Annotated in this window: 12 protein-coding genes and 1 riboswitch; of the genes, 8 read left to right on the forward strand and 4 right to left on the reverse strand. The window is 42.4% G+C overall.

Going from position 1 to position 12,094, the window contains the following annotated elements; genetic code table 11:
- Positions 1–19: 19 nt before the first annotated feature.
- Positions 20–2,314, reverse strand: coding sequence for a 5-methyltetrahydropteroyltriglutamate--homocysteine S-methyltransferase (gene metE, locus EEL30_18855; protein ID QDX94162.1), 2,295 nt, complete (start codon positions 2,312–2,314; stop codon positions 20–22).
- A 166-nt stretch (positions 2,315–2,480) separates the two neighbouring features.
- A riboswitch (cobalamin riboswitch) is annotated at positions 2,481–2,678 on the reverse strand.
- A gap of 304 nt (positions 2,679–2,982) precedes the next feature.
- On the opposite strand from metE, the gene EEL30_18860 reads away from it, so the two are divergent.
- The 8 genes from EEL30_18860 to EEL30_18895 all read left to right on the forward strand — a co-directional run bounded on the left by EEL30_18860 (position 2,983) and on the right by EEL30_18895 (position 10,124).
- Positions 2,983–3,198 (forward strand): spore coat associated protein CotJA, encoded by a 216-nt coding sequence (locus EEL30_18860; protein QDX94163.1) that lies wholly within the window; start codon positions 2,983–2,985, stop codon positions 3,196–3,198.
- Between the two features lie 2 nt (positions 3,199–3,200).
- A complete protein-coding gene (locus tag EEL30_18865) occupies positions 3,201–3,482 on the forward strand; it encodes a spore coat protein CotJB (GenBank protein QDX94164.1) in 282 nt (93 codons plus the stop codon).
- 18 nt (positions 3,483–3,500) lie between these two features.
- Positions 3,501–4,070, forward strand: coding sequence for a spore coat protein CotJC (locus EEL30_18870; GenBank protein QDX94165.1), 570 nt, complete (start codon positions 3,501–3,503; stop codon positions 4,068–4,070).
- A 244-nt stretch (positions 4,071–4,314) separates the two neighbouring features.
- Complete coding sequence (locus EEL30_18875) at positions 4,315–6,060, forward strand: ABC transporter substrate-binding protein (GenBank protein QDX94166.1); 1,746 nt, start codon at positions 4,315–4,317, stop codon at positions 6,058–6,060.
- A gap of 110 nt (positions 6,061–6,170) precedes the next feature.
- Positions 6,171–7,127, forward strand: coding sequence for an ABC transporter permease (locus tag EEL30_18880; protein ID QDX94167.1), 957 nt, complete (start codon positions 6,171–6,173; stop codon positions 7,125–7,127).
- 11 nt (positions 7,128–7,138) lie between these two features.
- On the forward strand, positions 7,139–8,065 hold the full coding sequence (locus tag EEL30_18885; protein ID QDX94168.1) for an ABC transporter permease: 927 nt from the start codon (positions 7,139–7,141) through the stop codon (positions 8,063–8,065).
- Positions 8,066–8,076: 11 nt separating this feature from the next.
- A complete protein-coding gene (locus EEL30_18890; GenBank protein QDX94169.1) occupies positions 8,077–9,162 on the forward strand; it encodes an ABC transporter ATP-binding protein in 1,086 nt (361 codons plus the stop codon).
- Complete coding sequence (locus EEL30_18895) at positions 9,159–10,124, forward strand: ATP-binding cassette domain-containing protein (GenBank protein ID QDX94170.1); 966 nt, start codon at positions 9,159–9,161, stop codon at positions 10,122–10,124. Before EEL30_18890 ends, EEL30_18895 begins: the two co-directional genes overlap by 4 nt.
- Before the next feature lie 349 nt (positions 10,125–10,473).
- Here EEL30_18895 and EEL30_18900 read toward each other — a convergent pair whose 3' ends face one another.
- The 3 genes from EEL30_18900 to EEL30_18910 form a co-directional block, all read right to left on the reverse strand.
- The gene (locus EEL30_18900) at positions 10,474–11,538 is read right to left on the reverse strand and encodes a hypothetical protein (GenBank protein QDX94171.1); all 1,065 of its coding nucleotides are present in this window, start codon (positions 11,536–11,538) and stop codon (positions 10,474–10,476) included.
- A 109-nt stretch (positions 11,539–11,647) separates the two neighbouring features.
- On the reverse strand, positions 11,648–12,022 hold the full coding sequence (locus tag EEL30_18905; protein ID QDX94172.1) for an S-adenosylmethionine decarboxylase: 375 nt from the start codon (positions 12,020–12,022) through the stop codon (positions 11,648–11,650).
- Entirely contained in the window at positions 11,994–12,077 is an 84-nt protein-coding gene (locus EEL30_18910) for a hypothetical protein (GenBank protein ID QDX95821.1), read from the reverse strand. Before EEL30_18910 ends, EEL30_18905 begins: the two co-directional genes overlap by 29 nt.
- Positions 12,078–12,094: the final 17 nt, after the last annotated feature.

The following is a 12,094-nucleotide window of genomic DNA, read 5'->3' on the forward strand; positions in this document are numbered from 1 at the left end:
CATCGATCCTTTTATCCACTTAAGGAGTAGCCGTTACATTATTTCGGACCATTCGAGTTGCTGTTACCATATTTTCCAAGGAAGCAATCGTTTCTTTATGACCTCTCGTCTTTAAACCGCAATCGGGATTAATCCAAAACTGTCTAGATTCAAGCACTAGTAGAGCATTCTCAATCATTTTCACCATCTCTTGCACAGCTGGTACACGGGGACTATGAATATCATACACACCAAGACCAATTCCTTTATTATAGGAGTGATGATGGAATGAATGAATTAGTTCACCATGGCTTCGCGATGTTTCTATCGAGATAACATCAGCATCTAAATCACTGATGGAGTCAATAAAATCGTGAAACTCGCAGTAGCACATATGCGTATGGATTTGGGTAGTGTCTTTAACAGAAGCAGTGGTTAAGCGGAATGCTTTTACGGCCCATCCCAGATACGCTTCCCATTCTGTTTTCTTTAACGGCAAGCCTTCTCTCAATGCTGGTTCGTCTACCTGAATCATAGTGATGCCATTGGCTTCTAACGCTTCCACTTCTTTTTGCAAGGCAAGTGCAATTTGATATGTGACTTGTTGTCTGGTAATGTCATCACGCACAAACGACCAATTTAAAATAGTGACTGGTCCTGTGATCATCCCTTTGACTGGCCTAGTGGTAAGCGACTGTGCATAAACGCTCTCCTTGACCGTCATCGCTTCAATAAACTCTACATCTCCATAGATAACTGGCGGTTTTACGCAACGAGAACCGTATGATTGCACCCATCCATTCTTAGTAAAAGCAAATCCACCTAGTTTTTCACCAAAAAATTCGACCATATCTGTTCGCTCAAACTCCCCATGAACCAATACATCAAGCCCAACTTTTTCTTGTATCTCAATCCATTCACGGATTTCTGCTTGTATAAATTGGTCATATTGTTCATTAGACCATTCGCCTTTGCGCCATCTGTTTCTGGCCTGACGAACCTCCGTTGTTTGTGGAAAACTACCAATCGTTGTGGTCGGTAAGATAGGCAGATGCCAGACGTTTTGCTGTTTTTGGCGGCGTTGTTCATAATTTGATATACGTCCTATCTGATCTGATTTCAAGCTCGCCACAGCTTCATGTACATGAGGACGATTTCTAGCTCCAGAGGTAGCTACTCGCTCTATGATCGTTTGATTTTCAGCAAGTACTTCTTTGATGCTTTCCGCTCCATTTTGCAACCAATCTGTAACATGCTTGATTTCTATTAGTTTTTCATCCGCAAACGCCAAGGAATCCTTTACCAGCGTGTCAAGCTGTGTCTCTTGTTTTACACTTATTGGAACATGAAGCAAACTACTAGATGGCTGAATCCAGACATGGGATGCATCGACATGGCCTGTAATTTTTGAGAGAAGATTTGTCTTATGAGCTAGATCTGCTCGCCAAATATTTCTACCGTCAATGAGACCAGCCCCAAGTACTTTGTCTTGTGGGAAGCCGATCGTAGAGATGTGTTCAAGATTACGTCCTGCATCATGAACAAAATCTAATCCAATCCCTCCAACAGGTAGCTTGATCACTTCTTTGTATAACGTAACAGAACCAAAATAGGTTTGTAGCATAATTTGTAGTTGTGGAACAGCCTCATGGAGTTGTTCGTAGATGTAAGAAACTGTTTTCATATCGTCTTCGGACAGAGATGTTACGAGAATAGGCTCATCCATCTGAACCCATTCCACACCTTCTTGTGCTAATTCAGTCAGCACCTGTACATAAAGCGGGATGAGCTGCAAGATAATAGCTGGTATTTGCAAAGGATCAAAGCCTTTTGAGAGCTTAATAAAAGTGTAGGGTCCCACCATAACAGGCTTGCCCTTAATTCCTAGCTTCTCCTTCGCTTCACGATACGCAAGAAGCGGCTTATTTTCAGTAAGAATTGGTTTGATATCCTGAAATTCCGGAACAATGTAGTGATAATTGGTATTAAACCATTTAGTCATTTCGCAAGCAACAGCATTTTGATTGCCACGGGCCATTGCAAAATAGGTGGACAAGGGTACAACCCCACCAGCATAATCATAGCGTTTAGGAACATAGCCGAACATCACAGCCATATCCAACATGTGATCATACATGGTAAAATCATTAACTGGTATCAGGTCAATACCCATCTCTCTTTGTTTTTGTAAATGATGAAGCCTACCTTTTTTCATTTGAGCAAGAAACTCTTCCTCTTCAATTATACCAGCCCAAAAAGCCTCTAGTCCCTTTTTCCATTCACGATTCTCACCAATGCGTGGATATCCTAAATTGCTACTTCTTCCTTTGCTCATGCTTTCTCGCCCTCCTAGACAGGTTATTTTTCGTTTTGGAACCAACTCAAACAAAAAAAAGCATCTCTTCCGATCAACAGATGGTTAGAGATACTTGAACAAGCAGTGAATATGCGTATACAACTGCCGCAGCTTATCCTAACACCTCCCTATCTCCCGTAGGTCACACAGTGTTGTCGAAACAGGCAGGTCTCCTGACTCAAGAATCATCATTAGCACATACCTTCCCAATCTTATTTGATCAGTGGTACTTTGTAGCACTAACTCCTCTTTTACAGTGGCGGGACCGTGACGGATTTGCACCGTGCTTCCCTTTTCATCCCTGGCACTCAACATCCAAGGAACCTATTTCCACATATTCAGTTACATCCATATTTACGCCAAACATCGACAAGCATACCCTTTAGCTAGGTATGCTTGCTATCATAATATAACTTCACATAAAATTCCATATGTTTATGCAATTCCGTTATTTCATTCCATGCGACTAGTATTTATACTGCTACCACAATCATATGTGAATAATTTTTACATCCCCTCACTTCAGCTTGCCAAATTTTTGGAGCAATTCCCGAGCAAATTCCCCCTTTTTTTCCTATGTTTTCTGTTCTACTTAACTTGTCCAGTTGATAAGCATATAAGGACATTCACAGGAAGGAGGCAATCATATGAGTACAAATCGTAAGGCCTTTTTTCCTTTCATCGGTCCATGTGATCCTTGTCCACCACTAAGAATCGTAACCTTTGAAACACCGCCGCAACTCTATTTGGGATTCCAACCTCCGAATTTGCCCCAGTTTGAGCCTCACAAAGCGCTTTGTCTGGGAACTCTTTGGCCTGCTCTGTATGCGCCGTATGAAAATCCATACAAAGGAGGCAAATGAAAGTGAGCGATCATTGTACCTTTACCGAGGAAGGACAGCAACAATATTATGACATGCTGCATCATATTCAGGTGCTTGACTTTGTATTAGTCGAATTAAACTTATATCTGAACACCCATCCTGATGACATGGCAGCCATTAAGCAATTCAATGATACTGCCCAGCAAAGTATGACTATGAAACGCCAATTCGAATCTTTATTCGGACCTCTGATGAATTTCGGCAATAGCTATTCGCAATATCCTTGGTCATGGAAAGACGTTCCCTGGCCTTGGCAGGTGTAAGAAAAGGGGGGATTTTGAGTGTGGATTTATGAGAAAAAGCTACAGTATCCTGTTCGTGTGAGCAAATGCGATCCTAAAATGGCAAAGTATTTGATGGAACAGTATGGTGGGGCTGATGGGGAATTAGCAGCGGCCTTACGTTATATGAATCAACGCTATACCGTTCCTGACAAGGTTATTGGGCTATTAAACGATATTTCCACGGAAGAATTTGCCCACCTCGAAATGATTGCAACAATGGTATATAAACTAACCAAGGATGCTACTCCCGATCAGTTGGAAGAAGCAGGTCTTGGTGCTCATTACGTAGGTCACGATAAAGCTTTGTTTTTTCATGATGCTGCTGGTGTTCCTTTTACGGCAACTTATTTTCAAGCGAAAGGCGATCCGATTGCTGACTTGTATGAGGATATTGCTGCAGAAGAAAAAGCAAGAGCCACTTATCAATGGTTGATTAATATGACCGATGATGTCGATTTAATCGATAGCCTTTCTTTCCTGCGCGAACGTGAAATCGTACATTCCCAACGGTTCCGTGAAGCAGTGGAAATTCTAAAAGCAGATCGTGAACAACAAAAGATTTTTTAAATAACTCAGAAGCTATATACTGAATGTCCTACAAATGAATAAGAATGCCACTTGACCAAATTTCTAGTAAGAGATTTGGTCAAACGTATTTTTCTACGCTATCTCCTCTATTTCATGTGGCCAACAGTATGAAAATAAAAGGTTATACTGCTAAATTGTAGAAATAATCTTAATTCATACTTTACAGATCGGAATTACAGGAATATAATGAGGCTACATTTTCCAAAATATAAGGAGGATCATTATGAGTAGAGCTTTTATACATTCATTCTTCACATTTTTGTTAGGAGCTTCCTTATTAGTCGGTTGCAGTAGCGAGGGTGCAGCCCCTTCCATCTCTACTGCTACGCCTGGTGAACAGGCAGGTGTCCAAGATCAGACACTGCGCGTACAAAACGCAGGTGACACGGTTATTCTAGCTACAGACAAATCAAAATCGCCTGACTCAGCTAAAAACCGAAAAGATACTGTTGTAGTAGCTTTAACGGAACCTGGCGGGGTTTTTAATCCATATTTTTATCACAATGGATACGATGGAAACGTTACCTCCATGATGTTTTCCCCGCTCGTTGATATTGATAAGAATGGCAAACCAACTCCTAAATTAGCAGAAAAGTGGGACATTTCTACCGACCAGCTTACATATACCTTCCACTTACGTAAAGATTTGAAATTTAGCAATGGGGAGCCTTTGACTGCTGACGATGTCGCCTTCACTTTAACCGTTTTGCATGATAAAACGTACGATGGGGAAACAGAAATTGCCGAAGCGCACATTAAAGGCGGAAAAGCTTATAAAGATGGAACAGCAAAAACCATTGAAGGGATCAAAGTAATCGATCCACAGACAATCGAAATTACTACCGAGAAAGTTAACGCTCGATCTCTCCTCTTACTTGGCGGTCAAGTATTGTCAAAAGCTTATTATGGGAGAGGTTATGAGCCAGGAAAACTTGATTACCTACGTACGTTGCATACGAAACCGGTAGGAGCTGGTCCATACAAATTCGAAAAATTTATCCCAGGTCAAGAAGTTAGATTTGTTGCCAATGAGTATTACTACGCGGGTAAACCAGCTATTGCTCATTTTATATATAAAACAACCGATGGAGATACTACTCAGTTTTTCCAAACGGGCGAAACGGACTATAGCTCCTTCCCTGCAAATGCAGATAATCTGGAACTTCTAAAAAGTCTTGGTTTTGCGAACATCAATATTTATACATCGACTGCCTATAGCTATCTATCGTTTAACCATAGCAAACCTTATTTAAAAGACAAACGTGTTAGACAGGCGTTGATCTATGGTCTTGATCGTCAACAAATCGTGGATGCTGCGTATCAGGGTTATGCGCAAATAGCTAATGTACCGGTATCCCCTGTTTCCTGGGCGTATACGGAAGACGTAAACCCTTATGCATATGATGCGGAAAAGGCTAAACAATTGCTGGACGAGGCTGGCTGGAAAACAGGCGCAGATGGCATCCGTGAAAAAGACGGTAAAAAACTGGTGCTCCACTACTTGACCACCAAAAGCAAAGTGAGTGACGTTCTTATTCCCATTGCCAAGGAAAATTACAAATTAATCGGTATTCAACTAGAAGCAGAATTAATGGATTATCCTGCTCTCGTAGCAAGAACAGACAAAGGTGATCATGATCTAGCCTCCTACTCTACCACGATGTTAGGCGATCCGTCTGATGGTGTTGCTCAATTCTCTTCTACGGGAGGCGGTAGTTTTACGAATACACATGGTTATTCAAGTCCAAAAGTAGATGAACTACTTGCCAAAAGCGTAGGCACTCTTGATATTGAAAAACGCAAAGAAGCTTATAAGGAACTTTATCGGGCATTAAGCGATGATCCTCCGTTTATTTTCCTGAGCTATCGCAAGATTTTATCAGGACATAACGCACGTATCGAAGGATTTGATCCCAATGGATACACTGGTATTAGCTCAAGCCTGCCTAATCTGAAAATTGTGGAATAAAACAACCGTTGAACATGCTCAGTTCCTATTTGCTAGACAGGGACTGAGCATCTTCCTTACCCATCAAAATTGGCTGTTCCATTCCATATAGCTAGGAGGCTGCCCTATCAATGAAAACCTACATGTTAAGAAGACTGATGATTATGATCCCAACCTTGCTTGGCTCTTCTCTGTTAATCTTCTTTCTGTTTGCGCTGACCCCGGGTGATTACGTAGATACGAATCCCAAGCTAAGTCCAGAAAGAAAAATGGAACTAAAGGCTCTATACGGTTTGGATAAACCGATTACGGAACGATACATTGTATGGGCTGGCAATGTATTAAAAGGGGATCTGGGGTATTCCCTTCAATATCAGCAGCCTGTTACAACCATCTTAGGTCAGCATATTTGGAGTTCATTCTTAATTGCGATCACCTCCACTACGTTGACTTGGATTATTGCAATCTCAATTGGCGTTTTTTCCGCTACTAGACAATATTCCTGGTTTGACTCACTTGTAACCATTGGCGTTTTTGCTGCAATGGCCTTACCTGCTTTTTTCGTAGGGTTGCTTGCCATTAAATTTTTTGCCGTTGATCTCAAATTGTTGCCCCCAGGCGGAATGCTTACGACCGGCAGCAATACAACTGGTATGGCCTATGTAATCGAGGTTGCCAAACACATGATTTTGCCTGTTACAGTATTAACCATGTTGAGTGTTGGCTCTTTAACCCGCTATTTCCGCACCAACATTTTAGAAGTGATTCGCCAAGACTTTATCCGAACCGCTCGTGCAAAAGGTTTGAAGGAAAAGGTGATTACCTACAAGCATGCTCTCCGTAACGCATTGTTACCTGCTATTACCTTGCTTGGCTTTGAACTGCCTGCTCTTTTTGGAGGAGCTATTATAACGGAGAAAATTTTTAACTGGCCCGGCGTAGGTCAGGTATATATGCAAGCGTTGTCACTTAGAGATTACCCACTTCTGATGGGATTTACCATGTTTATCGCTTTACTCACCATCGTGAGTAATTTATTGGCAGATTTGTTATACGGCGTAGTTGACCCCCGTGTGAGACTGAAGTAGGAGGAGCAAATATGAATACTGTTGTTAAAGAAAATCTAGAGACTGGCAACAAGACTCCCTCTTATTCCAGATCCTCGTTATGGAGACAATCCTTCAAAAAACTACAAAAGAACAAAGTCTCCATTGTAGGGCTTTGTTTTCTTGTACTCATCTTTCTTTTTTGTTTTATTGGACCATTGCTTTCTCCTTATTCATTAGGAAAAATAAACGCGGCAATGATCAACAAACCACCAAGCATGTCCCATTGGCTAGGAACGGATAATCTTGGTCGAGATATCTTAACTCGTCTTATGCAGGCTGGTCGAATCTCTCTTACTGTCGGGCTTGCTTCCATGGTACTCTCCGTGTTTCTTGGGACATTGCTCGGCGTTATTGCTGGATATTTTCGTGGATGGGTAGATTCCATCATCATGCGTGTATCCGATATATTGATGACGATCCCAGAATTACCCATGTTATTTATCTTGGCAGCCGTGTTATCAGAATGGAAGGTTCCTTCTAATTACCGTTTATACATTGTCATGATTATGTTAAGCATTGTTGGTTGGGCTGGTTTGGCACGTCTAGTTCGTAGTCAGATTTTGAGTCTGCGCGAACAGGAGTATATTCAAGCGGCTAAAATATTAGGTCTTCGTAATAGTCGAATCTTATTTCGCCATCTGCTTCCCAATATTCTTCCTTTGTTGATTGTTGTAGCTACGTTGCGCGTTGGTGGCGCAATTTTGAGTGAATCAACACTTAGCTATTTTGGACTTGGTGTCGTACCTCCCACTGCAACTTGGGGCAATATGATTGATTCGGCCAATACATTAATTGATTTTCAAAAAAGACCGTGGCTCTGGATTCCGCCTGGCTTAGCCATTTTTGTAACCGTCATCTCCATTAATTTACTAGGAGATGGATTGCGGGATGCGCTAGACCCGAAAATGAAAAAGTAGGTGGACGACATATGGATGGTACAGATAAACAGTTTTTTAACTCGGAGCGAATTGAACATCGTGAAGAACAGACCCTTATAGATGGGTCAAGAATTTTGAGTGTAGACTCTGGTGAGGAAAAAGAGACAGTCTTAGATGTTAGACACCTTTCTACTTATTTCCATACAGATGAAGGGATCGTCAAAGCCGTACATGATGTTAGTTTTCAGATGAAAGCGGGGCAAACCGTTTGTATTGTTGGCGAGTCTGGATGTGGCAAAAGCGTTACAGCCATGTCCTTGATGGGTCTTATCTCAGGACCTATGGGTAAAATCGTAGATGGAGAGGTCTGGTTCGATCATAGAGATTTGCTGAAGATATCTGCTGGTGACATGCAACAATTACGTGGAAATGATTTGGCAATGATTTTTCAGGAACCCATGACTTCTTTGAACCCCGTATTACCAATTGGTGAACAAATCATGGAGCCGTTAATCGAACATCTTCCAGTGACCAAAAAAGAGGCTTTCGAAAAGGCAATTGAATTAATCAACTTAGTAGGAATTGCACGTCCAGAAGAGATCGCTCGTTCTTATCCGCATCAACTAAGCGGTGGTATGCTACAACGCATCATGATTGCCATTGCTTTGGGCTGTAATCCACGTCTGTTAATTGCGGACGAACCTACTACAGCACTAGATGTTACCATCCAGGCGCAAATATTAGATTTATTACGCAAAATCAAGCAACAATCTAACACAGCTATCCTCTTGATCACTCATGATCTAGGAGTTGTTGCTGAAATGGCCGATTACGTTATTGTCATGTACGCGGGCAAAGTGATTGAAGAGGGTCCTGTTATTGATTTATTTCTCCACCCTAAGCATCCCTATACTCAGGGATTATTACGTTCCAAACCAGTGATGAATCAACGAACCGATCGACTTTATTCCATCCCAGGTCAAGTTCCCAATCCGATTGGACTAGGCGATTCCTGTTACTTTGCAGAACGTTGTGAGCATTGCAGACCACAATGTCGGGAGAAACAGCCTCAACTAGCTCCTGTATCCATTGGTCAAAAGGTAGCCTGCTGGTTGTATGAGGAGGAACAAACATGAATGAGTTATTACTAGATGTGCAACATTTAAAAAAATATTATCCTTTAGCAGACGGCCCCTTTCAATCTAGTAAAGGTCAAGTGAAAGCAGTTGATGATCTCTCCTTTTCTATTAAAAAGGGAGAAACGTTCGGACTGGTTGGAGAATCAGGGAGTGGTAAAAGTACAGCAGGACGAACTATCTTGCGAATGATTGAAAAGACGTCAGGAGATGTGCTCTATAAAGGTATTGATCTATCTTCGCTCTCGCCTAAAGAGCTGAGGAAAATGCGCCCTAACATGCAGTTTATTTTTCAGGACCCCTATAGTTCACTCAATCCACGTATACGGATTGGTGATGCAATTGGAGAAGCTTTGCTAGATCATGGGTTGGTATCCAAGCGAAACCTGCGTGAATATGTGCAACAAATAATGTCCTTGTGCGGTCTTGCCCCCTATCAATATGATCGATTTCCCCATGAATTTTCTGGTGGTCAGCGCCAACGAATCGGCATTGCCCGTGCCATTATTTTACAGCCTGATTTTATCGTAGCGGATGAGCCTGTATCGGCACTGGACGTTTCTATCCAGGCTCAAATTATCAATCTATTCCGTGATTTGCAGGAGAAGCGCTCCCTCACCTATTTATTTATCTCTCATGATCTAAGTGTAGTAGAGCATCTTTGTACTACGATTGGTGTTATGTACTTAGGCTCTTTTATGGAAGTGGCACCACGAGAAGAATTATTTGCCCATCCCCAACATCCATATACAAGGGCACTTTTGTCGGCTGTTCCTGTTCCCAACCCTACAGTTAGACGAGAGCGAATCGTTTTGCAAGGTGAAATCCCCAGTCCGGCAAATCCCCCCTCTGGGTGTAAATTTCATACAAGATGTCCATATGCAATCCCTCTGTGCTCCGACCAGGCTCCAATGTATCGGGAAGTCGGTCCCCATCATTATGTGGCGTGTCACTTGGTTTAAGGCCTGTTAGTCAACAAATGGTGCTGTCCGAGAATATAATAACGAAAGGTGTCCGGATTCAAGATATGTGGAATCCGGACACCTATTACCGATGCCACCGTCAAGCGTATCGGCACCTGTGCCCCCAAACAGGCTGTCGTCGCCTTGGGTCATTGCCTGCTTGCCCGCTCAGGACATCGTCGCCTTCAACACCCTGAATGATTTCCTCACTGACCGGTGCGGTACTGTTCCCAGACAGGAGATGAGATCACCAGTCTTAGGACGCCTTACAACAAAAACGACTCTCATTAGCGAGAGTCCTTTTTGTTGTTTACGTACGGTATGTCTGTTCTTGCACTTTCTCAGGCAATTAGGATTCTGTGCCGTTCTCTCGTTGCTCTTGTAGTTCTTCCATCTTGGATCGGACAGCTTGGGCAAAACGCTCTGGTTCGTCGACTTTGAACATGATGCGTCTAAATTCCTTTTTCATACCGAACACACCATAGTGAATAGCCGGTTCTTTGACTTTGATCTCGAATGATGGGGAGTCCATCATCAGTGTAGTATTGATCACATCTGGGTCTCCTTTTTCAAACGGGTTGAGTGCAACATTGCTCATGTTTGGGGATTGAAGTGCTTCGATGTTGGCGATGTCGATCACGGCAACACTTTGGTAACCAGCATAGAGTGTGACTTTGTCGTCAGTGACGGTGCAGAGTAGGTACTTGACAGAGTTGTAGAAAGCGATGATGTATAAAGCTGCGTAGATGCTGAACGCGGTTGCAATCCAGGCTGCGATTTCGCTCCACATCGAAAGCAGCCAGTGTAACAGCACAGTCTCAGCTGCAAGCAACAGACCGAAAACCATCATCATCGTTTTGATAATCGTTGTCTTATGGTAGCTAAATGAGATGTCTTCCCGAATTTCCGGCTTTTTGAACAGAACACCGAAAGAATAGTAGAACAGCTTAATCTCAGAGAGGAAAACTTCTTTGAGCGGGGTGTTGCCGAACAATTTGGTCAGCGCCACTTCCATCGCGTCATAGAAACTTAGTTCACGATTCGCTTGTTTTTTGCTTTCGCGGTAAAGACGGAAAATTTGAAAGAAGATAAAACAAATAAAAAAGACTTCAACCAGTGGTGCAAAGTAGAAAATGACGTAATCCAGGTAACGCTGATGGGCATCTGGTATCAGGTACTTCGAGACAAAAATCTCGACGAAGAAGGCAAAAAACAGCGAAATTTTGTTCGGAATGACCAGTAGATTGACTAGGAATGGGATGGCGAACATCAGAGCTAGTGTGATGAGCAGATCGATCATGTCACTTTTGGCTGGATATACGTGCATGTAATAATAGCTGCCCCCATAGATCATTCCAGCCAAAAACAGGAAGACTATCAGCGACGCAGAGCGGTTCTTTTCTGTGGTTGTCATAGGATCACCTCATCGTAGCTTTTACGTGGGGAACAAAAAGGAAAAGGGTGGTACCGTCAAGGCGATACCACTTTCCTCCCTCTCCCCTGTTTGGGTCTAAATCATTAGCTTATTCACGGATAATAACTTGATATTGGACATTTTCAGGCCCAAACACATCAATGATGCTTTGTCTAACCTGCTCCTCAGAAAAGTCTTTGCAAGAGAAGACATCGAGGTAACCCTCGCGGTGCAGGTCGTTGGTGTGGAGGGTAATGCTACTGGTGTAGATCAGTTGTATTGCAGAAAGACCGATTTCTTCACCGTCACCGAAGCGGTAGCAGTGACAATCACCGAAGGCGACCATGTCGATGTCTTTAACGAGTTTGGTAATGAATTCTTTGACCACATCGATGCTAAGGATGTTCTCGTTGCATTTTTCCATGTGAACCAAAACATGTTTTCCATAGCAAGCTTTACCTTCGTGCATAATACGTTTGTACATAATCTAACATCTCCCTGTATTTTCCATTTTTAACAAAAGAATTAATGATGGCTATAGTGAAATTAAAAGGTT

Origin of the sequence: Brevibacillus laterosporus (genome assembly GCA_007833815.1) — a bacterium.
Lineage (GTDB): Bacteria > Bacillota > Bacilli > Brevibacillales > Brevibacillaceae > Brevibacillus_B > Brevibacillus_B laterosporus_D.

Coding starts and splice junctions, on each gene's coding strand:
- metE (QDX94162.1), bottom strand. CDS start 2,314: ATGAGCAAAGGAAGAAGTAGCAATTTAGGATATCCACGCATTGGTGAG.
- EEL30_18860 (QDX94163.1), top strand. CDS start 2,983: ATGAGTACAAATCGTAAGGCCTTTTTTCCTTTCATCGGTCCATGTGAT.
- EEL30_18875 (QDX94166.1), top strand. CDS start 4,315: ATGAGTAGAGCTTTTATACATTCATTCTTCACATTTTTGTTAGGAGCT.
- EEL30_18880 (QDX94167.1), top strand. CDS start 6,171: ATGAAAACCTACATGTTAAGAAGACTGATGATTATGATCCCAACCTTG.
- EEL30_18885 (QDX94168.1), top strand. CDS start 7,139: ATGAATACTGTTGTTAAAGAAAATCTAGAGACTGGCAACAAGACTCCC.
- EEL30_18890 (QDX94169.1), top strand. CDS start 8,077: ATGGATGGTACAGATAAACAGTTTTTTAACTCGGAGCGAATTGAACAT.
- EEL30_18895 (QDX94170.1), top strand. CDS start 9,159: ATGAATGAGTTATTACTAGATGTGCAACATTTAAAAAAATATTATCCT.
- EEL30_18900 (QDX94171.1), bottom strand. CDS start 11,538: ATGACAACCACAGAAAAGAACCGCTCTGCGTCGCTGATAGTCTTCCTG.
- EEL30_18905 (QDX94172.1), bottom strand. CDS start 12,022: ATGTACAAACGTATTATGCACGAAGGTAAAGCTTGCTATGGAAAACAT.